General features: G+C 71.9%; 20 protein-coding genes and 2 pseudogenes. 13 read left to right on the plus strand and 9 right to left on the minus strand.

Annotated features, from left to right (window positions below):
* Window positions 1-115 precede the first annotated feature (115 nt).
* Complete coding sequence (locus tag AB0D45_RS00745; protein WP_362454614.1) at window positions 116-727, minus strand: ABATE domain-containing protein; 612 nt, start codon at window positions 725-727, stop codon at window positions 116-118.
* 104 nt (window positions 728-831) lie between these two features.
* Here AB0D45_RS00745 and AB0D45_RS00750 point away from each other — a divergent pair, with 104 nt between their 5' ends.
* A complete protein-coding gene (locus tag AB0D45_RS00750; protein WP_362454616.1) occupies window positions 832-1,680 on the plus strand; it encodes an SDR family NAD(P)-dependent oxidoreductase in 849 nt (282 codons plus the stop codon).
* A 35-nt stretch (window positions 1,681-1,715) separates the two neighbouring features.
* On the opposite strand, the gene AB0D45_RS00755 is transcribed toward AB0D45_RS00750, so the two are convergent.
* From AB0D45_RS00755 to AB0D45_RS00775, 5 genes and pseudogenes are all read right to left on the minus strand, one after another.
* Window positions 1,716-2,180 carry a hypothetical protein gene (locus AB0D45_RS00755; RefSeq protein ID WP_361606520.1) on the minus strand — a complete coding sequence of 155 codons (465 nt, stop codon included), beginning with the start codon at window positions 2,178-2,180 and terminating at the stop codon, window positions 1,716-1,718.
* A gap of 150 nt (window positions 2,181-2,330) precedes the next feature.
* The gene (locus tag AB0D45_RS00760; protein ID WP_362454617.1) at window positions 2,331-2,840 is read right to left on the minus strand and encodes a hypothetical protein; all 510 of its coding nucleotides are present in this window, start codon (window positions 2,838-2,840) and stop codon (window positions 2,331-2,333) included.
* Window positions 2,841-3,014: 174 nt separating this feature from the next.
* Window positions 3,015-3,926: an endonuclease/exonuclease/phosphatase family protein gene (locus tag AB0D45_RS00765; protein ID WP_362454751.1), complete on the minus strand. Its 912-nt coding sequence runs from the start codon at window positions 3,924-3,926 to the stop codon at window positions 3,015-3,017.
* Window positions 3,927-4,093: 167 nt separating this feature from the next.
* Window positions 4,094-4,456 (minus strand): annotated as a pseudogene (locus AB0D45_RS00770) (ATP-binding protein); the annotation flags it as partial.
* A gap of 1 nt (window position 4,457) precedes the next feature.
* A pseudogene (locus AB0D45_RS00775) lies at window positions 4,458-4,971 on the minus strand (response regulator transcription factor); the annotation flags it as partial.
* A 606-nt stretch (window positions 4,972-5,577) separates the two neighbouring features.
* Here AB0D45_RS00775 and AB0D45_RS00780 point away from each other — a divergent pair.
* From AB0D45_RS00780 to AB0D45_RS00800, 5 genes are read left to right on the plus strand one after another with little or no spacing between them, the layout of a single operon-like run.
* Window positions 5,578-7,068, plus strand: a complete 1,491-nt coding sequence (locus tag AB0D45_RS00780) for an ATP-binding protein (RefSeq protein WP_362454619.1) — start codon at window positions 5,578-5,580, stop codon at window positions 7,066-7,068.
* Between the two features lie 3 nt (window positions 7,069-7,071).
* A complete protein-coding gene (locus AB0D45_RS00785; protein ID WP_361606490.1) occupies window positions 7,072-7,479 on the plus strand; it encodes a roadblock/LC7 domain-containing protein in 408 nt (135 codons plus the stop codon).
* Entirely contained in the window at window positions 7,476-7,835 is a 360-nt protein-coding gene (locus tag AB0D45_RS00790; RefSeq protein WP_361606487.1) for a DUF742 domain-containing protein, read from the plus strand. Before AB0D45_RS00785 ends, AB0D45_RS00790 begins: the two co-directional genes overlap by 4 nt.
* Entirely contained in the window at window positions 7,816-8,436 is a 621-nt protein-coding gene (locus AB0D45_RS00795; RefSeq protein ID WP_361606484.1) for an ATP/GTP-binding protein, read from the plus strand. The genes AB0D45_RS00790 and AB0D45_RS00795 overlap by 20 nt, the downstream gene beginning before the upstream one ends.
* The gene (locus AB0D45_RS00800) at window positions 8,433-9,815 is read left to right on the plus strand and encodes a cytochrome P450 (RefSeq protein WP_362454621.1); all 1,383 of its coding nucleotides are present in this window, start codon (window positions 8,433-8,435) and stop codon (window positions 9,813-9,815) included. Before AB0D45_RS00795 ends, AB0D45_RS00800 begins: the two co-directional genes overlap by 4 nt.
* A gap of 57 nt (window positions 9,816-9,872) precedes the next feature.
* On the opposite strand, the gene AB0D45_RS00805 is transcribed toward AB0D45_RS00800, so the two are convergent.
* The 3 genes from AB0D45_RS00805 to AB0D45_RS00815 form a co-directional block, all read right to left on the minus strand.
* Window positions 9,873-10,970 carry a hypothetical protein gene (locus AB0D45_RS00805; protein ID WP_362454623.1) on the minus strand — a complete coding sequence of 366 codons (1,098 nt, stop codon included), beginning with the start codon at window positions 10,968-10,970 and terminating at the stop codon, window positions 9,873-9,875.
* Window positions 10,967-11,818: a methyltransferase domain-containing protein gene (locus tag AB0D45_RS00810; protein ID WP_362454625.1), complete on the minus strand. Its 852-nt coding sequence runs from the start codon at window positions 11,816-11,818 to the stop codon at window positions 10,967-10,969. Before AB0D45_RS00810 ends, AB0D45_RS00805 begins: the two co-directional genes overlap by 4 nt.
* 552 nt (window positions 11,819-12,370) lie before the next feature.
* A complete protein-coding gene (locus AB0D45_RS00815) occupies window positions 12,371-13,240 on the minus strand; it encodes an MBL fold metallo-hydrolase (protein WP_362454626.1) in 870 nt (289 codons plus the stop codon).
* Between the two features lie 275 nt (window positions 13,241-13,515).
* On the opposite strand from AB0D45_RS00815, the gene AB0D45_RS00820 reads away from it, so the two are divergent.
* The 7 genes from AB0D45_RS00820 (at window position 13,516) to AB0D45_RS00850 (ending at window position 23,874) form a co-directional block, all read left to right on the plus strand.
* Window positions 13,516-13,803 carry a hypothetical protein gene (locus AB0D45_RS00820; protein ID WP_362454628.1) on the plus strand — a complete coding sequence of 96 codons (288 nt, stop codon included), beginning with the start codon at window positions 13,516-13,518 and terminating at the stop codon, window positions 13,801-13,803.
* Window positions 13,804-13,950: 147 nt separating this feature from the next.
* Window positions 13,951-14,178 carry a DUF5133 domain-containing protein gene (locus AB0D45_RS00825; RefSeq protein ID WP_361611663.1) on the plus strand — a complete coding sequence of 76 codons (228 nt, stop codon included), beginning with the start codon at window positions 13,951-13,953 and terminating at the stop codon, window positions 14,176-14,178.
* A gap of 689 nt (window positions 14,179-14,867) precedes the next feature.
* Window positions 14,868-15,521, plus strand: a complete 654-nt coding sequence (locus AB0D45_RS00830) for a hypothetical protein (protein ID WP_362454630.1) — start codon at window positions 14,868-14,870, stop codon at window positions 15,519-15,521.
* A gap of 221 nt (window positions 15,522-15,742) precedes the next feature.
* Window positions 15,743-17,926 (plus strand): discoidin domain-containing protein, encoded by a 2,184-nt coding sequence (locus AB0D45_RS00835; protein WP_362454753.1) that lies wholly within the window; start codon window positions 15,743-15,745, stop codon window positions 17,924-17,926.
* Window positions 17,927-17,998: 72 nt separating this feature from the next.
* Complete coding sequence (locus tag AB0D45_RS00840; RefSeq protein ID WP_362454632.1) at window positions 17,999-20,167, plus strand: discoidin domain-containing protein; 2,169 nt, start codon at window positions 17,999-18,001, stop codon at window positions 20,165-20,167.
* Between the two features lie 57 nt (window positions 20,168-20,224).
* On the plus strand, window positions 20,225-21,307 hold the full coding sequence (locus tag AB0D45_RS00845) for a DUF1996 domain-containing protein (RefSeq protein WP_362454634.1): 1,083 nt from the start codon (window positions 20,225-20,227) through the stop codon (window positions 21,305-21,307).
* Window positions 21,308-21,441: 134 nt separating this feature from the next.
* Entirely contained in the window at window positions 21,442-23,874 is a 2,433-nt protein-coding gene (locus tag AB0D45_RS00850) for a glycoside hydrolase family 3 C-terminal domain-containing protein (RefSeq protein WP_362454635.1), read from the plus strand.
* Window positions 23,875-23,895 lie beyond the last annotated feature (21 nt).

Raw genomic sequence — 23,895 nt, forward strand, 5'->3', positions numbered from 1 at the left:
GCCCCTCGGCCTGCGCCCGTGGCCTGATCCGTTCAGGTATCCGACGCGGCTGTGGTCCGGGCCGGGCTGGACCGGGCCTTCCCCGGTCGCTCCGCCCGCGTCGCGCGTGCCGGCCTCACGCCTCGGGCGGTGCTTCACCCTCCCGGCGCTGCCGCCGGCGGTAGTTGCGCATGGACACCTGGGAGCCGCAGCCGGTACTGCAGTAAAGCCCCGCCCCGTTGCGGGTGCGGTCGAAGAAGCCGAAATGGCACGGGGGGTTGCGGCACGCCTTGACGCGTCCCCAGTCGCCGGACTGCGCGAAGGTCGTCACCGCGGCCAGAACCGTCCCCAACACCCGCGGCACCCCTGCCTGCGGCGACGCCAGCTCGACACCATCGGCCGTGACCACCGTCGCAAGGGGGTAGAGCGCACCTGCGCGCCGCAGGTGCTGTTCGGCGCGCCGGAGCGGCTCGCCCAGGCTCTCCTCATCGCCCGAGTGCGCGAGCAGCAGGGTCACCAGGGCGTCACGCAGCTCGCGTGCGGCCGCGGCGTCGGCATCGGTCGCCACCGCTTCTCCGCCGAACTCGTCGTGCTCCGCGAGCCACGCCGCGAACGAGTGCCCGTCCTCGAACAGCTCTCGCCGACCGCTTCCGTCCGCGCGCGTGTTGACGAAAGCGAGCACGGTCTCCACCACCGGCATGACGGTGCGAGGGCTGGGTTTCGAAGATCCGGCTGCAGCACTGCTCATGCCGTCATCGTACATCAGTGAGAAGAGCCGCTAAGTCGACTAATGGGCAACGGGGTAGGGGACTTTGCTTGACTCGTTATGAGCTAAGCGCTTACGGTCGCAACATGAACGGAACAGTGAACCAGCAGACCAGTCCCCGCACATGGCTCATCACCGGCGCGACCTCCGGCATCGGCCGCGAACTGACCCTCCAGGCACTGGAGAACGGCGACGTCGTCTCGGCGATCGCCCGCGACACCTCTCCCCTGGAAGAACTGACCGAAGCGCACGGCGACCGCCTGCTCCCCACCCGGGCGGACGTGCGTGACGAGCAGGCCGTCCGGGAAGCGGTGGAACGCACGCTCTCGCGGTTCGGCCGCATCGACGTGGTGGCCAACAACGCCGGCTACGGGCTCTTCGGAGCCGTCGAGGAAGCGTCCGACACGCAGGCCCGCGCCGTGTTCGACACCAACGTCTTCGGCGTGCTCAACGTGCTCCGCGCGACGCTGCCGGTACTCCGCTCCCAGCGATCCGGACACATCCTCCAGGGCTCGTCGGTCTACGGGCAGTCCGCCCACCCCGGGGTGGGGCTGCTGGCCGCGACCAAGTACGCGGTCGAGGGACTGTCGGACGCGCTCGTGGCCGAGGTCGCACCGCTCGGCATCCATGTCACGCTCATCCAGCCCGGAATGACCGCCACCCCCTTCCTGTCCAACCTCGACGTCGCCGCCGGCCTCGACGACTACGACCGGACCGTCCGCGAGGTCCAGAAGAGCATCGGAGAACTGCCCCCGTCCGCGTTCTCCTCCGCAGCCCGGATCGCAGAAGGCATCCGCACCGCGGTCGACAGCCGCAACCCCCCGCTGCGCCTGGCTCTCGGCACCTCCAGCGCCACCGGCATGCGCACCGCCCTGGAGGCCCGCACGGCGGACCTGGACAACTGGAACGGGGTGACCGACGCCGTCGACAGGTGATCGCAGGTCGCGCAGGGCCTCGGCCTGGCTCGGAGTCAGCGATCTCTCACCAGCGCTTGCGCAGGCTGCACGTGCGGGCACTGCGCATCGGCGGTCATCACCGGCACCCGCATGCGGCGCAGGAGGTCACGCGTCGTCCGCAGACCCAACGTACTGCGCCAGGAAACCCCCGGGTGACGGGAGCGCAGGTGCGACAGCGCACGTGTTCCGAGGCCGGTCGACAGGAAGCGTTCGTCGATCACGATGCCCGTGATGACCGCGTCTGCGCAGTCCCGGCACAGCCGGTAGTGGACCCGGCCGACGACCTTGCGGACATGGACCAGCAGGAGGCATTCCTCGCCCGGACCCGGGTCACCGGGGATGTGCGTGGACAGGAACTCGACTTCCCGGTAGGCGAGGAACCGCCGGCGCAGGCGGCCGACGAGTCTTCCCCCGCGTCCGTGCCTGGCCCGGCGGCCGGGCGACGGCGGATCACCGGCCGGCGCCGGGCTGGACGGCATGCTCACGGGACGCTCCTGGTGTCCGGACATGCAAGAGCGTGTGCCCGCCCTCACACCATCGACACCCCCTGATCGGGGCATCCCGGCACGACGGCCCGGCCTCCCCCTGCGCGGGAGGCCGGGCCGTCGGAGCATGCCCTGGGGTTGGGCTCAGGGGTTGTCGACCGAGCCCGGGTCGATCAGTGCGCCGATGTGGGTGATGGTCCCGTCCGGGGCGAGCGACACGTCGACGATGACGGGCTGGATCGGGTGCGGCGGGACGATCGGGATGACCGGGTCCGGCGGCCAGACGTTGTAGAAGCGCGGGTGGAAGGTCAGCGGGGTGACCGGGCCAGGCGGCCACGCGACCACGTTGGTGTCACTGCCGACGAAGCGGTAGAGGCCGCCGCTGACCTGGCCGACGCCCGTGGTGCGCAGCAAGGTGCTCGTCACCCGGGCCGTGCCCCCGCCCCCCTGCGCCGTTTCGGTGGCGACCCGGATGCTGATGCTCCCGGTGACGTCGATCGGCTCCGAGCCGAACGTGCGGAAGGTGCCGCTGAGGGGCAGCACAACGGTCCGTCGGTCATCGGCCGCGGCAGGGGGTGAGGCGACGGACAGAGTCAGGCCCAGCATGGCCAGGACGAGGCCTGCCTTCCTGGCGGTGCGCAAGAGACCGCGCATGGACGCTCCCATCAGTGAGGCGGGACTACGCGTGCACGGCTTCCCGCAGACGGATCTCCAGCCTGTCCAGCCGTCCGGCACACGTCGAGCCGGACCGGTCCGGATGAGCGGGACTTCGCTCGACCGGCCCACGACCGGTGCCCCATCAGCACCGGGTCCGTGCCGAAGGGGGGTTCACCAGCTGGTCCCGGCCGCCACCGGCAGATGATCGCTTGCGGTCTCCGGAAGCACCCGGGAGCTCTTCGGCTCCACGCCCCTGACCAGGATCTGGTCGATCCGCACCATCGGGAACGACGCCGGCCAGCTGAAGCCGAAGCCGTCACCGGCCTGCTTCTGGGCCGAGCGCAGCTGCGAGGTGAGGCCGGCGAACGTGCGGTCGTCCGTGGTGCCGTTCATGTCGCCGAGCACCACCATCCGCTCGCCGCGATCGGCGGCGACGGCCTCGGTGAGCTTCGCCGCGCCGCTGTCCCGCGAGTCCGTCCAGAAGCCGCCCCTGGGCATCACGCGCACCGATCCCAGGTGCACCACGTACACCGCGAGCGGCCCTCGGTCCGTGGCCACCGTGGCGCGCAGCGCACGGGCCGGCTCGACGGGCACGTCCTCGGGCCGTCGCTGTCGCGCCAGGGGGCCGGCGTCGCCGCGCAGCACGTCGACCGCCCGGATGTCCGACAGGGGCAGCTTGCTCCACAGCCCGACCGTGCCCTCGACCGCGTGGTGCGGATACGTTTTCGCGAGCTCCTTCTCGTACGTGCCGCGGGCCTGGTCGGTCAGCTCCTCCAGCGCCAGCAGTTCCGCACCGGAGGCGGCGAGGGCGCGTGCGGTGCCGGCCGGGTCGGGGTTCTCGGCGCCTACGTTGTGACTGGCCACGGTGAGCTCGGCGCCCGCTCGGGACTTGTCGGTGAGCAGCCCGCCGAAGAGGCTCACCCACACCACGGCCGGCAGGAGCAGCGCCACCACGGCCGTGGCGGACCGTCGCCACAGCGCGGCGGCGAGCAGCAGCGGGACGAACACGCCGCACCACGGCAGGAGGGTCTCCACCAGTGAGCCGAGGCCGCCGAAGTCCGGGATCTCGGAGTGCAGTGCCATGAGCAGGCCGAGGAGCACTGCAAGCGTCGCGAGCAGGATGCCGCGCTTCCACGGGCCCGGGCCGGCGAGGGCGCGGACAGCCCTGCGGATTCGCGGGCTCAGGCCCTTGCCGTCGGGGCGGGCGCCGCTCTGCTGCGCGGCGTCGGTGACTTCTCGTACTGCTCGGCTCACTGGTCAGGCGTCCTGTTGCTGGAAGGTACCGGTGCCGCGGGCAGTTCGACGGCGATACGGAGCCCGCCGTCCGGGCGCGGGGTGATGGTGAGGGTGCCGTCGTGCACCTCGGTGATCCGCTGGACGATGGCGAGTCCGAGGCCGACGCCCGAGTGGTCGCTGTGCGTGCGCTCGGTGGCGCGCTGGAACGGTTCGGTGAGCCTGGCGACCACCTGTGAGGAGAGGTTCCCGCCGGTGTTCTCGACCGTGAGCAACACGCTCTCGGGGCCCACGCTGGTCTCGACCCACGGGGAGCCGTCCTCGGGGAGGTTGTGGACGATCGCATTGTGCACGAGGTTCGCCGTCAGCTGGAGCAGCAGGGAGCTCCTCGGCGCTGACGACCCCGCCCTCGGCGGCGACGAGGACTTCGAGCACCGCGAACTGTTTTCTGGTCAGCGCGACGTGCAGGCCGTCGCGGTGGACGGAAGGGATCGAGCCGAAGGCCCGCGATCTCCCGCACCGGCGGCCTGTTGTGCGCCGGCCGCCGGTCGAGCGCCCTGAGCCTGAGCACGAGCTCCTGGAGGTCGAACGGCTTCGTCAGATAGTCGTCGGCGCCGAGTCCGAACCCGCTGGCCTTGTCGTCGAGCCGGTCGGCGGCGGTGAGCATGAGGATCGGCATGCCGCTGCCGGAGGCCACGATGCTCTTGGCGACCTCGTCCCCGCTGGGTCCGGGGATGTCCCGGTCCAGGACGGCGATGTCGTACGGATTGACGCCCAGCAGCTCCAGAGCGGTGTCGCCGTCGCCCGCGATGACCGCCGCGATCGCTGCCAGGCGCAGCCCGTCACGGATGGCCTCCGCCATATACGGCTCGTCCTCGACGATCAGCACGCGCATGGTTCGAGGTTACGAGCCGCCGCATGTCGTGGCGTATCGAGAAACCGCGAGGGCTGCGGTGGAGGAGCGCGGGGCGACCTCGGGCATCCGGCCCGTAGGCCGGGACCCGGGGGATCAGGTGTCCGGGCGCCGGGCGGGGCGCCTCCCGCCGGAAGGCCGGGCACGCTGCCCTCGCGGGGGGGCGGCCCAGCGCTGAGACCGCGCGCTCCGATCACGCCGCGCCCCGTGCCGAGCTCCGCGAAAGATGTTCTTAGCGTACTTCCGTTGCGGCCGCCACTTCCCAACAAGGGGACGTGGCCGAAATTCGGCGGGAAATTCGTTCGAATTCATGAGTCCGTAGCGCTCCGGCAAGCCGCCGACCTCCCCCGACGCCGCCCCTCTCCGTGGACGGCCTTCGGCGACGCCCGAATTCCGTCCTGGCGGTGGCGCGTAATCGGTCCTCCGGTCCGATGAACCTCAAAGAAAGCGGCCTTACGGGCAGTTGGCCGTAGTTATGCTCCCGCCCACTGGTCAGGAGATCCCACTTTCGATGGTTCGAGGATGCTGATGGCGCCAGAAAACACTCCACCCGAAGCCGCACACACGGAGGCGGCGACAAGCCGGATGATGCCCGGGGTCGCAGCCGTGGCCGCCGTGTGCGTCGTGGGGGCCCTCGCTTCCTCCTCGGAGCCGGTGCGCACCGTCTGGATCGCCGCGGGGGCCGTGTGCACCGTGCTGGCCTTCGTCGAAGTGGTGCGTCGCGGCCGCGCGCTCACCGCCCGGCGCGTCCAGGTCGCGGCGCTCGAGCACGTCCTCGCCCGGCAGGAAACCGAGCTGGTACGCCTGTGCGAGGTGGTGCTGACCGAGGCGATCGAGCGGCTGCGCAAGGGCGAGCTGCCCGAGGAGATCCTGACCTCCCTGGGCGGGCGCGGGGGGCACGGAAACCGCTGGGGCGACGACGCCTCCCTCACCCCGCGGTTCAGAACCGCCCTGCAGACCGTGCTGGCCCGGGTCATCGACGCCGTCGACAACGAGGAGAGCCTGCGCGACTCCGCACAGCGGGCCTTCGTGAACATCGCCCGCCGCGTGCAGGCGATCGTTCACCAGCAGGCGCACGAGATGCGCGAGATGGAGGACCGGCACGGCCGCAACCCGGACGTGTTCGGCGACCTCCTCCGCCTCGACCACGGCACCGCCCTGATCGGTCGGCTCGCCGACTCCATTTCCGTCCTCGGCGGGGCGCGTCCCGGCCGCCAGTGGAGCCGGGCCGTCACGCTCTACAGCGTGCTGCGCGGTGCGATGTCACGGATCATCGACTACCAGCGGGTGGAGCTCCACTCGGTCACCGAGGTCGCCGTCGTGGGCCCCGTCGTGGAGCCGTTGATCCACACCCTGGCGGAGCTGCTCGACAACGCCACGCGGTACTCGCCGCCGCACACCCGGGTCCACCTCACGGCCGTCGAGGTGCAGTCGGGCATCGCCGTGGAGATCGAGGACGGCGGTCTGAGCATGAGCGAGGAGGCCCGCCGGCGCGCCGAGACGATGCTGGCGCAGGCGCAGACCGGCATCGACCTCAACGACCTCGGCGAGACACCGAGGCTCGGCCTCGCGGTGGTCGGCCGGCTGGCGCAGGCGTACGGATTCCAGGTGTCCCTGCGCTCGTCCGCGTACGGCGGCGTCCGGGCCGTGGTCATCGTCCCGCAGCACCTGATCACGACGGCGTCCGCGGCGACCGGTCTCGCCCACGGCATCGGTTCCTCCTCGGGCCCCCGGGCCGTCACTCCCGCGTCGCGCGAGCACCCGGCCGGCCGTCTCTCCGCCGGCGTGTCCGCACCACGGTCGGCGCCGGCACCCGCACCCGCACCGGACTTGGCCGCCAGGCCGGCGCCCGACGCCGGCCGGCCGGCCGACGAGCGCACGGCGAACGGGCTGCCGCAGCGGCGGCGCAAGGACCGTGCCGCCGCCTCCGCCATCCGGCCACCGGTGGAGCAGCCATCGGCGGAGGACCCGGGCCCCGGCATGTGGCTGGAGGCCTTCCACAGCGGACTGTCCGGCGCGCCCGGCCAACCCACCCAGGACGCCCAGGATGCGTCGGATACAGCGACCAAAGGGGCGTGAACGATGATGACCCAGCGAAGCAGCATGGACTGGATGCTCAAGGACCTGGCCGTCGGAGTGCCGCAGGTCCGGCACGTGATCGTCCTCTCCGCGGACGGCCTCTGCGTGGCGCAGTACGGAGCCGAGACCGACACGGCCGACCGTCTTGCGGCGGCCTGCGCGGGCCTGCAGAGCCTCGCCGGAGCGGTGGCGGCGGAACTGCCCCGCTCGGAGGGCAGAATGCGCCTGGTCGTGATCGAGATGGACGGCGGGTTCTTCTACCTGATGGCCGCCGGTGACGGCTCCTACCTGGCGGTCCTCGCCGACGAGGGCGTCGACGCCGGCCTGATGGGTGCACAGATGCGGAACCTGGTGACCCGGATGGGGGACCACCTGAGCAGTCCGCCCCGGCACGACGGGCAGCCGGCGTGAGTGAGCCCCCCACCAGCTGGGAGGACGGCAGTCCCGAGCGGCTCTACGTCATCACCGGCGGACGCAGCGGACCCTCCACCACCGTCCCCCTCGACCTCGTGACCCTGGTCGTGGCCAAGGCGCCCGTGAGACCCGGGATGCAGCCCGAGCAGGCGGCCATCCTGCGGATGTGCCGGGCACCGCTGTCGGTGGCCGAGATCGCCGCGTACGCGGGCCTGCCCGTGAGTGCCGTGACTGTGCTGATCGGGGACCTGATCGCGGGCCGGTTCGTGTACGTCCGCCCGCCCGTCCCCGCCGCCCAGCTCCCCGACCTAGCTCTGATCGAGGCAGTGATCGATGGACTTCAGAAGCTCTGAGCCGCCTGCCGGGCCGCGGCAGGCGGACATACTCCCGCAGACCGCCGCGGCCGCCGTCAAAGTCGTCATCGTCGGCGGTTTCGGCGTTGGCAAGACGACGATGGTCGGCGCGGTCAGTGAGATCAAGCCGCTGACGACCGAGGAGACGATGACCAAGGCGGGCGTCGGCGTCGACGACACCCGGGGCGTGGCGCGCAAGACGACCACGACCGTGGCCATGGACTTCGGCCGCATCAGCATCAACGACGAGCTGGTGCTGTACCTGTTCGGGACACCCGGTCAGGAGCGGTTCTGGTTCCTGTGGCGCGGTCTGTTCGAGGGCGCGCTGGGGGCGGTCGTGCTCGTCGACACCCGGCGGCTGGAGATCAGCTTCGACGTCATCGGCCGCCTGGAGGAGCGCGGCGTCCCCTTCGTCGTGGCCGTCAATTCCTTCCCCGGCGCCCCCGAGCATCCGCTGGAGGAGCTCCGCGAGGCCCTCGACCTGCCCCCCGACGTACCGATCCTCGTCTGCGACGCCAGACGACGGGACTCGTCCCGCGATGTCCTGCTGACCCTCATGCGCTACCTGTACTCCCAGGCAGCAACCCAGGAGGCAATGTGACCACCCACCCGACCCCGCCGCCGGAGTGCCCCGCCCACGCGGCGCGCGCCCAGGGCGGCCTGTACCGCCTCCACGGACCGGAGGCCCAGGCCGACCCCCTGGGGCTGTACGAGAAGCTGCGGGCCGAGTACGGGGCGGTGGCCCCCGTGCTGGTCAGCGGGGACCTGCCGGCCTGGCTGGTCCTCGGCCACCGGGAGAACCTGGACGTGGCGCGCACCCCGTCGCGCTTCGCCCGCGACCCCCGCGGCTGGCGCGACATGCGCGAGGGGCGGGTGCCGGCGGACACCCCGCTCGGCCCCATGGTCTCCTGGGTACCGGTGTGCAACTTCACCGACGGGCCCGTCCAGGAGCGGCTGCGCGGAGCCGTGGTGGAGTCCCTGGAACGCTTCGACAAGCGCGGCATCCGCCGTTACGTGACACGGTTCGCCAACCAGCTCGTCGACCGGATCGCCGGCGACGGGTACGCCGACCTCGTGTCCGCCTTCTCCGACCAGCTCCCCATGCTGGTGATGACGCAGCTCGTCGGGGCGCCCGACGAACACGGGCCCAGACTGGTCAACGCGGCACGCGACATGCTCCAGGGAACCGAGACGGCGCTCCAGAGCGACCGCTACGTCACCCAGACGCTGGAGCAGCTGGTCGTCGAACGCAAGGAAAAACCTGCCCACGACCTCGCCTCCTGGCTGATCGAACACCCGGCGGCCCTGACCGACACCGAGGTGCTGATGCACCTGCGCGTCGTGCTGATCGCGGCGTACGAGACCACCGCCAACCTGATCGCCAACACCCTGCGGACCGTACTGACCGACCCGCGGTTCCGGGCGAGTCTCTCGGGAGGGCAGATGACCCTGCCCGACGCGCTGGAGCAGGTGCTGTGGGACGACCCGCCGATCAACACGGTCATCGGGCGCTGGGCCACCGGGGACACCGAACTCGCCGGCCAGCAGATCAAGGCCGGCGACATGCTCCTGCTCGGCCTGGCCGCGGGCAACGCCGACCCGCAGATCCGCCCCGACCGCAGCGTCTCCGTCTTCGGCAACCGCTCCCACCTGGCGTTCAGCAGCGGAGCACACGAGTGTCCGGGCCAGGACATCGGCCGGGCCATCGCCGACACCGGGATCGAAGTCCTGCTCGACCGGCTGCCGGACCTCCAGCTGGCCGTCGGCGCGAGCGAGCTCCAGTGGCGCGGCACCCTCATGTCGCGCCATCTGCTGTCCCTGCCGGTGCGGTTCACCCCGCGTTCGGTGTCCTCCGCGCAACCGGGCCCCGAGCAGGCGTACGAGGTCCCGCCGGTCCCGCCGCAGCAGCCCGCGGTGCCCGCGGCCGCCCGCTCCCGGCGCCGCGCCGGCTGGTGGCGGCGGCTGTTCGGGCTCCGCTGAGCCGACGGTGCGAGACGGAGCCCCCGGCCGGCGCGGCCGGGGGCTCCGGCGCACCGCTCAGTTCCGCAGCCACTGCCACCAGGCGGCGAGGGCCGGCAGGTCAGGGGGTTCGGTCGCGGCGTCGCTGGGCGCATCGGCGAACCGGACCGGGAACCGGGCCTCCTCGACCGGGAGCCCGTACCGGTTGCGGGGGCTCGCGTACCGGGGCGCCCGGCTCTGCCACGCGATGCAGCCGGCCACGTAGTGGTCCAGAGCCCGCAGGCAGGAGCGGAGCTCCGCGTCCGCTCCCTGCGCCAGCCGGGCCCGCAGCCGGATGTAGAGGACCATCACCCGGTCCCGCAGGGCCACCGCGAGCGGGACGGCCTCGGCGGGTGAGCAGTTCTCCTGATGGGCGAAGACGTTGACGAGGTTGATCTCCTTCGGCTCCAGGTGGTCGTCCTTGTCGTAGGAGAACAGGTCGTTGTCGGCACTGACGATGAATTGCGCCGCGTCCGTCAACGCGGTCAGGGCGGGGTCGTAGAGCAGTTCCACGGGCGGCCGGGCCCCGCGTACGACGTCGGACCACGTCATCGAGAAGCGGGTGCCGTTCGCCAGCGGCCCCATGGCGACGAAGTCGTTCAGCCCCGGCATGCTCCCGGCCTCGGCGCGGGCGGCCCGCCAGGCCGCACCGAGCAGCCAGTCCCGCGTCCCCTCCGTGAACCTGCGCAGTTCGAACGCGGACAGCGTGGCGTGGGTACGGACCACCAGGTCCACCAGCGAGCGGGTCATGGGACCCTCGGGAAGCACGGACGCCCCGGGGTTCTCGATGGTCCGCAGCAGCCGTACGCCGTGCTCGACGACGGCGCCCGCCCCCACCTCTTCGGAGCCGGAGTCCTGCCAGTCGTCGACGGCGTTGGCCCAGTAGTTCCACTCGGTGAACAGCAGCAGGGCCTCCACGTCCCCGTCGGGGATGATGCGGCAGGAGAAGTCGGCGCTGCGGGTGGCGAGACCCCACGCGCGCTCGACCGGGTCCGGGTAGAGGCCGAAGGCGTCGACCCACTCGACCGCCCGCTCCTCGACCTGCTTGGCCTGCGGATGGAGGAGGTCGCGCTGCAGGGGACAGAAGAAGGCGGGGAGTTGCGCACCGAGGAGCGAGGGGCGCGGCGGGGCGGTCATCGGCCGCCCCCGGCCCGGAAGCGCATCAGGCGCGTCTCCACCGCGTGTTCACGCCAGATGCGGAAGAACCTGCTGTGCGTGATCGTCGACTGCTCCAGGCGTGCGGTGCTCCAGGCGCCGGGTTCGCCGCCCGCCCGGAGCCGGTCGAGTTCGGCGGTGTTCCATGCCATGGACTGCACCCAGAACTCGGCCACCCGGTCGGTCACGTCCTCGTCGTGCGTCAGCTCGAAGCCGGACGCCTCGGCCGCGGCCAGGTATTCGTCGCGCGTCCCCAGCCGCGTTCTGTAGTAGCCGTCCATGAACTCGCGGTGTCCGGGGCGGCACAGGAAGTGCTCCTGGATGCCGAACCATCCGCCGGGCCTGAGGGCCTTGGCGACCACGTCGAAGAGGCGGGCCCGGTCGGTGTAGCCGCTGCTCTCGTTGGCGTACGCGGCATCGTACGCGTGGGTGACGTCCAGGTCGTGGACGTCCATCTGGAGGAGGTCCACGAGCTCCTCGACCCCTGCCTGCCGGGTGAAGCGCCGGACGATCGGGATGTGGTCCGCCGCGACGGTGAGACCGGTGACCGCAGCCCCGTGCTCCTGCGCCCAGTACAGCGAGGTGCCGCCCAGGCCGCAGCCGATGTCGAGGAGCGTGCGGGGTGGTTCCTCGTACGCGCCCCAGGAACGGGCCGCGTGCTCGACTATGCGTTCCTGGGCGTCGAGCAGGTGCTGCTTGAGCGTGCTCTGCGAGACGGCCGTGTGGGGCGGGAGCCGGTCGGGGAACAGCCCCACGTGGAAGTGCACGCCGGGACCGGGACCGTACTTCTGGAGGATCTCCTGTGTCTTGCGGCTGTAGTAGAGCCGCACCTGGTCGTCCTCGGCCGAGCCCCGACCACTGCTTAAGAACGCTCCACGTGGTGTAACGCGCATGTGATGTCCGCCCTTTCGTGGCGTAGGGCTGGTCCCGGGGACGCGACATCACCGCACTCTCACCGCGTCCCGAACCGGCACACTGTTGAAGCACGGATCATCGTGGCACTTCGCGCGTCCCACGTCAGCCCGGTGGACCGGTACGGATCATCCGGGGGCGGGGCACATGAGTTCTGCCCGACCTGGGGGGATGGGGGATCGGTCCGGCCGGTGATCGCATCGTGCGACGGCCGAACAGGCGCGCGCCGGGTGGGGCGCCGCCGGCGGGAGGCGCAGCATGGTCGCAACGGAAGCGCGGCACCGGGTGTGCATCGGCGCAGGGCGGGCACGAGGGGTGCCATGACGTTGATGCTGCTCCTGCTGCTGCCTCTCGGCCTGGCCCTCGTTCTGCTCGCGACGAGGGAACCACACGGCCGGGGCCGCCACCGCCAGAACCGATGAGCCCCGCGGCCTGGTTTCACTCGACTGGCGCCCCAGCCGGCCGTGCTCTCACCAGCGGACGGCGGTGAAGTCGACCGGTCGGGGCTGCAACTGGCGGGTGCGCGCTGCCAGACCTGTCAGCCGCCGGGACATGTCGTCGGCGGAGAGATGGCGGCGGTCGCCGTGGCCCGGCAGGACCCATTCGAAGCGGATCCGTCCGGCTGTCCTGGCCAGAGAGGCGGCCAGCTCCGCGATCGAGTACCAGATCACGCTTTCCGGGACTTCCAGGTCAGCGGTGGTGCGTGACCAGTAGAAGCTGTCCCCGCTGAAGCAGTACCGGTCATCTGCCAGGTAGAGCACGCTGCCGGGTGTGTGACCGGGCAGCGGATGAGCGGCGACCCCCTCACCGATCTCCACGGGCTCGAGACCCCGGATCACCTGGTCCGCGTCCGGGGCGGCGTCGAGGTCGCCCTCGTGAATCCACAGTCGGGCGCCGAAATGGTCCGCGTAGCGGCGGCCGTGTGCGGCGTGGTCGCGGTGGGTGAGCAGCACATCGGTGACCGGACCCCATGCCGCGTAACGCTCGGCCAGTCCACCGCTCCAGCGCGGCGTGTCGATCATCATCGCCGTGCCGGAGGGCCGCAAGAGCACGTAGGAGTTGGCTCCGGCGGTGTGCCGGGAGTTGTGCCCGCACAACAGGACACCGCTGTCCAAGGCCATCGGAAAGGGATCGAGCCGCCGGTCGGCATGCCCGGAGGTGGGGCGGATCGAGCGCGTGGGGCAGGCGAAGACGGCTGCGTGTAAGCGCCGCGTCTCCCCTTCGTCGCGGGGCGCGCGCATGATCTGCGACCTTCCGCCGACCTCACCGATCAGATCGGGCGCGAGCTGCCGTGCGACATCGCAGTTGAAGCAACGGTCGTCAACGAACCAGCCGTCCATGGCGGGTCTCCTTCCCGGGGAACGAACGGCCCTCGATCAGGGACGCCTTCCAGGGATACCCCGGCCGGCACGGGAATCGGTAGGACCTCCCGGCCTTGTACTTCCGGGCCCGACCCGCTCTCTTCGAGCCCCCTCGGCGGTCGGTCATGTTTCCGTGAACCGCTGTCCACCCTCTCCGGCGGCGGACGTCAGCGCCTCAAGTTCGCCCCCACCCCTCCGCTACGACCTTGCCGTCTCCCCAGCGACGTAGGGACGCGCATGTAGTCGGTGTATCCGTGGTGCACTACCGCCGTGCCCGCGTCCTCGCGGAGGCCGAACGCTTCGAGCAGGCCCTGGCCGAGGCGGAGGCTGCCGTCGCCGCGCACGAGAGAGGCGGAGAACAGGGCGAGATACCGCGCGCCGAAGCGGTCCGGATCGCAGCCCTCATCGAGGGCAACGGCCTCGCCCGCTTCAAGGACGCGGTGGCCCGCCTGACCACGGCAGTCGCCCGCTGCCGCGCGGCCGGCCTCCCGGAAGCAACCCACATCCTCGACGCCCTCCGCGAGGACTACACGAAGCGGTAGCGCCCACCCCGGTCGCCGCCTCCACCGCGGCGAACAACGGGGCCGCCGCTTCCCGCGGCGCAGGCGTACGTCTGAGGGGATTGCGGCGCGGGAAGGGGGGTACCCGGGCGACACTTGGTTGATCTTTGTGGAGGAAGGGGCGCGTTCATGCTCATGGCTCACCCGGCAGTGCTTCCCGGTCTCGTCGACCGCTACTGGGCTCTGGCCGTCCTGGCGGAAGGCGACGGAGCTGAGGGCGTGCAGGCCGAGATCGAGGACGTCGCGCGGGCGTTGTGCGTGGCGACCGGGACGACCGACGTGCACGCGGCGCTGATCGCCGCCCGGCATCACCTGCCGGGCGCCGAGACCTTCGACGATTCCGTCCTGGCCTCCTGAGCTCACCGTCGAGTGCGGAGCCTGGCAGGGTGCGACCCTCGGCCTCACCCTGCCCTTCTCTCCTCCGCGTGGAAGGACCGGACTTCCTGCGCACCCCAGATCTCGCGGCACGTGTCGTGCTGTCGACGGTTGTGCGCAGCCGGAGCAGTTCCTTGGCACGGGGCTCCGTACCGTCGCTTGCCGCCGCGTCCCCTTCTCTCCTGCCCGCTTCGTTGTCGGAGCACTCTTCAGCACACACCCCGCCCCGGGCGGGGATGTCCCGGCCTGGCCCGGCCGCGCTCGGACGCCGATGCCCGTCCTTGCGGCCTCCGGTTGCGTTACCGTCCGCCCTGCCCCCACCCGATCTGTCGAGGCCTCCGCCCGTGTGGTCAGGCACCGGCCGGAGCACCCGCGCGCTGCCCGGAGGGAGCGGGGGCGGCGGCATGGGTGAGCAGACGACCGCCGTGCCTCGCCCGCCGGCGTGCCGATGATCTCGGAGCCGTCCCGCACCGGGCCCCGTGCGACGTACGCACCGCGTGCCGCCGGTACGGCGTGGTGCCTCACCGACGGACACCCATGTCGTCCCGGGTCGGACGGTGCTGCGGCACGTTCGCGCACGATGGTGTGCCCCCTCGTCCGGTGGGGTTCCGTCCCGCGCTCCGGGCCGGTCACGGCCGAGGGAAATACCGCATTCCGGCTATAAGTTCTCCATGGGACATGAACGGCTTGCCTTCGACGGCTGGATCGCCGGCGTGGGTACCGGTTCCGGTACGCGCGTGGTCATCGGGCACTGGCTCCGCTCTCCGTTCGGAACGTTCAGCGATGTGATGCTGGAGCGGGCCGACGGGCACCGCGTCCTGTTCGCCCCCACCCCGCCGACGGCCCGGTGCATCGCCGGCGTCTACCACTTCGACGAGGTCCGCACCGGGCCGGTGACCGTCCGCGTCAGCGGCACGGTGTGGGAGGTCGCGGCGGACTCGCTCGCCCTGCGCTTCACCGTAGGCCGGCGTGGTCCACTGGGCATGGCGCTCCGGGCCGTCCCCCGCTCTCTCGCCCGCAGGCCGAGCTGGGCCGCCCTCGCCGCGCTGCCCGCCCGCGCGCTGCCCGGCGTACGGACCCGCGGCAGCTCGCGGCCCGGCCACCGGCAGTGGTACGCGGCCTGCGATCTGTTCCCGATCACCCACGCCGTGGCCTCCCTGGAGGGAACCGACCTCGGTCCGCTGGCCCCGGTCCTCCCGCCCGTCCGGTTCGGCTTCGCCTCCGCCCCTGCCGCACCGTCCCTGGTGCGGGTCGTCTCCACCATCGAGCGCCCTGTTCACCCCGCCGACGGCCGGCTCGGCGGAACGGACGCTCCGGGGAGCTGACGGCCGACGCCGCCGAGGCCACCGGTGAGGCCGTCGCCCACTCCCCCGCCCCTGCCGGCCCGCGCACTCGGGCCGCGCCTGGCGCCTCGACTTAATGAAAGCTGAAAGAAAAGTCATGTCGCGAGGCTTGACCCGGCCGCCGAGGGGAGGGCAGGGTTCCGGAGAGCGCTCTCCCCACACCCCAACTCCCCTCCGTAGGAGCCGTCTTGTTGACTCTCGGTATGTCGGTGGCGGCGTCGCCGCCCACCCGCACCGTCCGCCGCGCCGTGGCCGGTGCGGCCGTCGGCGCCCTGCTGGCCGGCCTTCTGACTCTCGCTCCGCACGCCTCCGCGGCCGCCGACCCGGTGCTGCTGTCGCAGGGGAAGCCGGTGACCGCCTCCAGCCAGGAGCACTACGGCACCCCCGCCAAGGACGCGGTCGACGGCGACAACGGGACGCGCTGGTCCAGCGCGGCCTCCGACCAGCAGTGGCTCCAGGTCGACCTCGGGGCGTCGGCGGCGATCGGCGCGGTGGAACTGCGCTGGGAAGCCGCCTACGCCAAGGCCTACCGCATCGAACTGTCGGCCAACGGCACCGACTGGAGCACCGCCTACTCCACCACCGACGGACACGGCGGAACCGAGACGCTGAACATCACCGGGACCGCCCGCTACGTCCGTATGCAGGGCGTCTCCCGGGCCACCGGCTACGGCTACTCGCTGTGGGAGTTCAAGGTGTTCGGTACCGCGGGAGGCGACGGCGGCGGACCGACCCTGCCGGGCGGCGGCGACCTCGGCCCGAACGTGCACGTCATCGACCCCGGCACCCCCGGCATCCAGGACAAGCTCGACCAGGTCTTCCGCGAGCAGGAGTCGGCGCAGTTCGGCAGCGGCCGGCACGCCTTCCTCTTCAAGCCGGGCACCTACGACAACATCAACGCCCAGATCGGCTTCTACACCCAGATCGCCGGCCTCGGCCTGAAGCCGGACGACACCACCTTCAACGGCGACGTGACCGTGGACGCCGGCTGGTTCGGCGGCAACGCCACCCAGAACTTCTGGCGCTCCGCGGAGAACCTCGCCGTCAAGCCCGTCAACGGCACGAACCGCTGGGCGGTGTCCCAGGCGGCGTCCTTCCGCCGGATGCACGTCAAGGGCGGCCTCAACCTCGCCCCCGCCGGGTACGGCTGGGCCAGTGGCGGCTACATCGCCGACAGCAAGATCGACGGCACGGTCGGCCCGTACTCGCAGCAGCAGTGGTACACCCGCGACAGCAGCATCGGCGGCTGGACCAACAGCGTGTGGAACATGACCTTCTCCGGCGTCGAGGGCGCGCCCGCCAACACGTTCCCCGAGCCCCGGTACACCACCCTCGACACCACCCCGGTCTCGCGCGAGAAGCCCTTCCTCTACCTGGACGGCAACGAGTACAAGGTCTTCGCACCGGCCAAGCGCACCAACGCCCGCGGCACCACCTGGGCCAACGGCACGCCCCAGGGCGAGTCCGTGCCGCTGGACAGGTTCTACGTGGTCAAGCCCGGAGCCACCGCCGCCACCATCAACAGCGCGCTCGCCCAGGGCCTGCACCTGCTGTTCACGCCCGGCATCTACCACGTCGACCGGAGCATCGACGTCAACCGGCCCGGCACCATCGTGCTCGGCCTGGGCCTGGCCACCATCATCCCGGACAACGGGGTGACCGCCATGAAGGTCGCCGACGTGGACGGGGTCAAGCTCGCCGGCTTCCTCATCGACGCCGGCCCCGTCAACTCCCCGACGCTCCTGGAGGTCGGCCCGGCCGGCGCCTCCGCTGACCACGCCGCGAACCCGACGACCGTCCAGGACGTCTACATCCGCGTCGGCGGCGCTGGCGCCGGCAAGGCGACGACCAGCATGGTCATCAACAGCGACGACACCATCGTCGACCACACCTGGGTGTGGCGCGCCGACCACGGGGAGGGCGTGGGCTGGGAGACCAACCGCGCCGACTACGGCGTGCGGGTGACGGGCGACGACGTCCTGGCCACCGGCCTGTTCGTCGAGCACTTCAACAAGTACGACGTGGAGTGGTACGGCGAGCGCGGAAAGACGGTCTTCTACCAGAACGAGAAGGCGTACGACGCCCCCGACCAGGCGGCGATCCAGAACGGCTCCACCAAGGGCTACGCCGCCTACCGGGTGGACGACTCGGTGACCACCCACGAAGCGTGGGGCCTGGGCAGCTACTGCTACTACAACGTCGACCCGAACATCCGCCAGGACCACGGGTTCAAGGCTCCGGTCAAGCCGGGAGTGAAGTTCCACAGCCTCCTGACGGTGTCGCTCGGCGGCAACGGCCACTACGAGCACGTCATCAACGACACCGGGGCCTCCACGGTCCCCGCCGGCACCTCGACCGTGCCGTCCACCGTCGTGTCCTACCCCTGACCGGGCCCCGCGCAGGCCGGCCGCGCAGGCCGTCCCGTATCCGCCCCCCTCCCGATCGTGCCAGGAGCAGACGTGCCCAGACCTTCTTCCCCCACCCCGGTCCGCCGCCGGAGCGGCGTTCCCCTGCTCGTGCTCGGCGCACTGGCGGCGTCGTCCCTCACGCTGGCCGCCCCGCCCGCCCGGGCCGCGGAGGCCCTGCTCTCCCAGGGCAAGCCGGCCACCGCCTCCTCCCAGGAGGGCGACGGCTACGCCGCCTCCGCCGCCGTCGACGGAAACCTCACCGGCACCCGCTGGGCCAGCCAGTGGAGCGACCCGCAGTGGCTCCAGGTCGACCTCGGCAAGAAGTCCGACCTCTCCCGCGTGGTGCTGACGTGGGAAGGGGCGTACGGCAAGAGCTACCAGATCCAGGCGTCCGACAACGGCACCGACTGGCGGACCCTGAAGACCGTGACCGGCGGGGACGGCGGCAGCGACGAGGTCGCCGTCTCCGGCTCGGGCCGCTACGTGCGCATGCTGGGAACCGAGCGCTCCGGCGGCTACGGCTACTCCCTGTGGGAGTTCCAGGTCTACGGCAGCGCCGACGGCACCCCCTCCCCCGGCACGGGGGCGGTCAAGGTGACCGGCACCGCGGGCAACTGGCAGCTCCAGGCCGGCGGACAGCCCTACACCGTCAAGGGCTTCACCTGGGGGCCCGCCGCCGCCGACGCCCCCCGCTACATGCCCGACCTGAAGTCCATGGGCGTCAACACCGTCCGCACCTGGGGCACCGATGCCTCCACCAAGCCGCTCCTGGACAGCGCCGCCGCCAACGGCATCCGCGTGATCAACGGCTTCTGGCTCCAGCCCGGCGGCGGCCCCGGCTCCGGAGGCTGCGTCGACTACGTGACGGACACGACGTACAAGACCACCTCGCTCAACGAGTTCGCCAAGTGGGTGGACACCTACAAGAGCCACCCCGGCACGCTGATGTGGAACGTGGGCAACGAGTCGGTCCTCGGCCTGCAGAACTGCTACAGCGGCACCGAGTTGGAGAACCAGCGCAACGCCTACACGGGCTTCGTCAACGACGTCGCCCGGAAGATCCACTCGATCGACCCGGACCACCCGGTGACCTCCACCGACGCCTGGACGGGCACCTGGCCCTACTACAAGCGCAACGCCCCCGACCTCGACCTGTACTCGATGAACTCCTACGGGAACATCTGCAAGGTCCGCCAGGACTGGGAGCAGGGCGGATACACCAAGCCCTACATCATCACCGAGACCGGTCCGGTCGGGGAGTGGGAGGTCGCCGACGACGCCAACGGCATCCCCGACGAGCCCACCGACGTCCAGAAGCGCGACGGGTACACCAGTGCGTGGAACTGCGTCACCGGCCACCGGGGCGTCGCCCTGGGCGCGACGATGTTCCACTACGGCACCGAGCACGACTTCGGGGGCGTCTGGTACAACGTGCTCTCCGGCGGGCTGAAGAGACTGTCGTACTACGCGGTCAAGCAGGCCTACGCCGGCTCCACCGCGGGGGACAACACGCCGCCCGTGATCACCGACATGGCCGTCTCCCCGGCTTCGGCCGCGCCGGCGGGCGGTGAGTTCACCGTGCGCGCCGCCGTGCGGGACCCGGACGGGGACCCGCTGACCTACCGGATCTTCCTCAGCGGGAACTACGCCAACGGCGACAAGGGCCTGGTCGAGGCCAGGTGGCGGTCCACGGGCAACGGCACCTTCGCCGTCACCGCACCGGAGAAGCTCGGCGTGTGGAAGGTGTACGTCCAGGCGGAGGACGGCCGCGGCAACGCCGGCATCGAGACCAGGTCGGTGAAGGTCGTCGCCCCGCCGGTGGCCGGCCCGAACCTCGCCCTGAACAAGCCGACCGCCGCCTCCTCCTTCCAGGCGTCCTACGGCGACTGCCCGTGCGAGCCGGCCAAGGCCACGGACGGCAACAGCGGGACGCGCTGGGCCAGCGACTGGAGCGACCCGCAGTGGATCCAGGTCGACCTCGGCGCCGCGACCGCCTTCCGCAAGCTCCAGCTGGAATGGGACCCGGCCTACGCCAGGTCCTACGAGGTCCAGGTCTCCGACAACGGCACCAGTTGGCGCACCGTGCACACCACGGCCTCCGGCAACGGTGACATCGACACGATCGACCTCACGGCGACCGCACGGTACGTGCGCCTGCAGCTGACGGCGCGGGGCACCGGCTGGGGCTACTCGCTCCACGAGTTCGGCATCTACGGCTGACGGACCTGCGCCCCGCACCCCCACCCCTCCCCCTCCCACAACGGGCTGGAGATCCCCATGAGATGGCGCTCGAAGCAACTTCCCGCACTCCTCCTCGGCAGCGCACTGGTCGCAAGCGTCCTGGGCATCGGCACGATGGCCACGGCGGCCGACCCCGGGGCCGCGCAGGCCGCCCCGTCGGCCGCCCACGCCGGGCACATGAGTGCCGAATCCACTCAGGCGTCGGGCGACGACGCGGACGGCGACGGCTACATACCCGCCGTTCCGCAGGTCACCGGCGTGACCCCGTCCAGCGCGACGCCTCCGCCGCGCTACTTCCACGAGTTCCAGGCCAACTGTTCGGTCACGCACACCGCCCCCGACGACCCGATCGTCTACCCCGGGCAGGCGGGACGGTCCCACGACCACACCTTCATGGGCAACACGAGCACGAACGCGGCCAGCACCACCGCGAGCCTCTACGGAGGCAGCACCACGTGCAAGGCGCCCGCCGACGCCTCGGCGTACTGGATGCCCTCGCTGTACAAGGGCGACCAGAAGATCCTGCCGGTGGGACCGCAGGTCATCTACTACAAGACCGGCGTCACCGACTACACCAGCGTGCGCCCGTTCCCCAAGGGCCTGCGGTTCGTCGTCGGCAACCCGTTGCAGACCGCGCAGCAGTTCCGTGCGCACAAGGGCTTCGTCGAGGGCTGGGAATGCGGTGACAGCTTCTTCAACGTCGACATCCCGGCGAGCTGCCCGAACCGGCCCGACGTCCAGCTCAACCTGCGGATGCAGGCGCCCAGTTGCTGGAACGGCCTGTACCTGGACACGCCCGACCACCAGAGCCACATGGCGTACCCGGTCGTCAAGCCCGGCACCAACGACAACATGTGCCCGGCATCCCACCCGGTCGCCCTGCCGATGATCGAGTTCAAGATGGCGTGGCCGGTCAACGGCGACATGAGCCAGGTCCACCTGGCCAGCGGCCGCGGCTACTCCTTCCACTACGACTTCTTCAACGCGTGGGAGGAACGCACCCTCCGGGCGATGGTCGACCACTGCATCGTGGGCGGCCTCCAGTGCGACCCGCGGGGCTACGACCAGTCGCACCCGGAGCAGGGTGCCGTCCTGAACGCGGAATACCGGCTGCCCTGACCCGGCCGGTTTCCGCGGGGCCCGGCCCTCCCACGGCGGTGGGGCGGCCGGGCCCTCTCCTTCCCGGGACGCACGCGCGGCCCGGGCCGAACACGCCCACCCGCCGGCGCGCGGGTGACGAGCATGGGGTGGCCATGACGGAAGCACGGCTCTACAGCCTCCTCGACGAGCTGACCACGGAGCAGAAGGTGCGGCTGCTCACCGGCGCCACGACATGGCGCACGGCGGGCGAACCCGCCATCGGGCTGAAGGAGATGGTCACGTCCGACGGCCCGGCCGGCGTCCGCGGGCAGGCCTGGGACGAGCGCGAACCGTCGGCCCTCCTGCCCTCCGCCTCCGCGCTGGCGGCCCTGTGGGACGAGGACCTGCTGGAGGAGGTGGGCGGCCTGCTGGCCGCGGAGGCCGCCGCGAAGGGCGTGGACGTCGTCCTGGCGCCCACCCTGAACCTGCACCGGTCTCCTCTCGGGGGCCGGCACTTCGAGTGCTTCTCCGAGGACCCCGAACTGACCGGCCGTGCCGGCGCGGCCCTGATCCGCGGGATCCAGGCGGGCGGAGTGGCGGCCACGGCCAAGCACTACGTGGCCAACGACTCCGAGACGGACCGGCTCACCGTGGACGTACGGATGTCCGAACGCGTCCTGCGCGAGGTCTACCTCGCCCCGTTCGAGGCGGCCGTGGACGCCGGGGTGTGGCTGGTGATGGCCGGATACAACGCCGTCGACGGCGCGACCATGACCGCCAGCCCCCTGCTGCGGGAACCCCTCAGGACGGAGTGGGGTTTCGACGGTGTCGTGCTGTCCGACTGGGGTGCGGTGCGCTCCACGGTGGAGCCCGCCCGCGCCGGGCTGGACCTGGCCATGCCCGGACCGGACGGCCCCTGGGGCGCCGCGCTGCTCCGGGCGGTGGGCGAGGGCCTGGTCGAGGAGGAGGCCGTCGACGAGAAGGTGCTGCGGCTGCTGCGGCTGGCCGGCCGCGTCGGCGCGCTCGGCGCGTCCGGGCCCCGGGCCGCGACCGCCGTGCGACCGCAGCGGGTACGGGCCCTCCTGCGCCGCGCCGTCAGCGCGAGCTGCGTCCTGCTGCGCAACCGCGACGTGCTGCCGCTCGATCCCGCGGCCCTCGCGACCGTCGCGCTCATCGGCGTCCACGCCGCCGCACCCCGCGCGCAGGGCGGGGGCAGCGCGGGGGTCTTCCCGCCCGGGGTCGTCACGCCGCTGGCGGGCATCCGGGACCGGCTGGGCGGCCGCGTCCGGGTCGTGTACGCGCCCGGCCCGTCGCTGGGAGTCCCGCCCGCCCCCCTGGGGACCGACGGGTGCAGCGATCCGCGGTCGGGAGAGCCCGGCGTGCTGCTGCGCGTCCTGGACGCCGCCGGAGGGGAGCTGTACGCGCAGCACCGCCTCTCGGGCCGCCAGCTCGAGCCGGAACTGCCCGCGGGAGCGCACACCGTGGAGATCAGCGCACGGCTGCGGCCGCGGCAGGCCGGGGAGTGGACGTTCGGGGTCGCGGGCTTCGGCCGGATGGAGCTCAGCATGGACGGGCGGGCGATCATCGCCGGCGACTTCCCGTGCGAGACCGACGACCCGGCCGTCGTCCACGTGAACCCGCCCGTGCGGACGGCCCGGCTGCTCCTGCCCGCGCACCGGCCCGTCCACGTGGTCGCCACGCGCGAACTGGTCCCCGGCTCCGGCCGGGCCACGGTGGTCACCGCGGGCCCGCCGGAACCCGATGCGCGCCGCGCGCTGGAAGCCGCGGTGGAGGCCGCCCGCCGGGCGGACGCCGCGATCGTGGTCGTCGGTACGGGCGAGCACGACGAGAGCGAGGGCCACGACCGCGCCGGCCTGCGCCTCGGGGGCCGTCAGGACGAGCTCGTCCGGGCGGTGGCCGCCGTCAACGCGCGGACCGTCGCCGTGGTCAACAGCGGCGGGCCGGTCGAGATGCCCTGGCGGGAGGAGGTGGGCGCCCTGCTGCTGACGTGGTTCCCGGGGCAGGAGGCGGGGGACGGGCTCGCCGACGTCCTGTTCGGCACGGCCGAGCCGGGGGGCCGGCTTCCCACCACGTGGCCGGCGACCCTCGCGGACGCTCCCGTCACCCGTACCCGGCCGGTCGGAGGAGTCCTCGAGTACGCCGAGGGGCTGCACGTCGGCCATCGTGCGTGGCTGCGGGCCGGACGGGAGCCCGCCTACTGGTTCGGCCACGGCCTCGGTTACACCACCTGGGCGTACGGGGAGGTGACGGCTCCCGCGCGCGCCGTGGCCGGGGAGCCGTTCCGTGTCGGGGTGCGGGTGACCAACACCGGCTCGCGCCGGGGCCGGGAAGTGGTCCAGGTGTACCTCGCGCGGCCGCACTCCGCGGTGGAGCGGCCCACGCGATGGTTCGCCGGCTACGCCGCGGTGGAGGCGCCGGCCGGGGAGTCGGTCACGGCCGTCGTGACGGTACCGGCCCGCGCCCTGCGGCACTGGTCCCCCGGGGAACGCGCCTGGTGCGTGGAGCCCGGCACCTTCCGGCTCGTGGTGGGCCGGTCCGCCGGAGACCCGCTGTGGACGGGGGCCATCGACGTCAGCGTGCCCTGACACCGCCCCGGGCGCGCCGGG

It is taken from the genome of Streptomyces sp. NPDC048352, from assembly GCF_040651895.1.
Lineage (GTDB): Bacteria > Actinomycetota > Actinomycetes > Streptomycetales > Streptomycetaceae > Streptomyces.

What these genes read in the sequence shown, in the direction of transcription:
- AB0D45_RS00745 (WP_362454614.1), bottom strand. Translation starts at nt 727, where the DNA reads ATGAGCAGTGCTGCAGCCGGATCTTCGAAACCCAGCCCTCGCACCGTC.
- AB0D45_RS00750 (WP_362454616.1), top strand. Translation starts at nt 832, where the DNA reads ATGAACGGAACAGTGAACCAGCAGACCAGTCCCCGCACATGGCTCATC.
- AB0D45_RS00755 (WP_361606520.1), bottom strand. Translation starts at nt 2,180, where the DNA reads ATGCCGTCCAGCCCGGCGCCGGCCGGTGATCCGCCGTCGCCCGGCCGC.
- AB0D45_RS00760 (WP_362454617.1), bottom strand. Translation starts at nt 2,840, where the DNA reads ATGCGCGGTCTCTTGCGCACCGCCAGGAAGGCAGGCCTCGTCCTGGCC.
- AB0D45_RS00765 (WP_362454751.1), bottom strand. Translation starts at nt 3,926, where the DNA reads ATGGCACTGCACTCCGAGATCCCGGACTTCGGCGGCCTCGGCTCACTG.
- AB0D45_RS00780 (WP_362454619.1), top strand. Translation starts at nt 5,578, where the DNA reads ATGCCCGGGGTCGCAGCCGTGGCCGCCGTGTGCGTCGTGGGGGCCCTC.
- AB0D45_RS00785 (WP_361606490.1), top strand. Translation starts at nt 7,072, where the DNA reads ATGATGACCCAGCGAAGCAGCATGGACTGGATGCTCAAGGACCTGGCC.
- AB0D45_RS00795 (WP_361606484.1), top strand. Translation starts at nt 7,816, where the DNA reads ATGGACTTCAGAAGCTCTGAGCCGCCTGCCGGGCCGCGGCAGGCGGAC.
- AB0D45_RS00805 (WP_362454623.1), bottom strand. Translation starts at nt 10,970, where the DNA reads ATGACCGCCCCGCCGCGCCCCTCGCTCCTCGGTGCGCAACTCCCCGCC.
- AB0D45_RS00815 (WP_362454626.1), bottom strand. Translation starts at nt 13,240, where the DNA reads ATGGACGGCTGGTTCGTTGACGACCGTTGCTTCAACTGCGATGTCGCA.
- AB0D45_RS00825 (WP_361611663.1), top strand. Translation starts at nt 13,951, where the DNA reads ATGCTCATGGCTCACCCGGCAGTGCTTCCCGGTCTCGTCGACCGCTAC.
- AB0D45_RS00830 (WP_362454630.1), top strand. Translation starts at nt 14,868, where the DNA reads ATGGGACATGAACGGCTTGCCTTCGACGGCTGGATCGCCGGCGTGGGT.
- AB0D45_RS00835 (WP_362454753.1), top strand. Translation starts at nt 15,743, where the DNA reads ATGTCGGTGGCGGCGTCGCCGCCCACCCGCACCGTCCGCCGCGCCGTG.
- AB0D45_RS00845 (WP_362454634.1), top strand. Translation starts at nt 20,225, where the DNA reads ATGAGATGGCGCTCGAAGCAACTTCCCGCACTCCTCCTCGGCAGCGCA.
- AB0D45_RS00850 (WP_362454635.1), top strand. Translation starts at nt 21,442, where the DNA reads ATGACGGAAGCACGGCTCTACAGCCTCCTCGACGAGCTGACCACGGAG.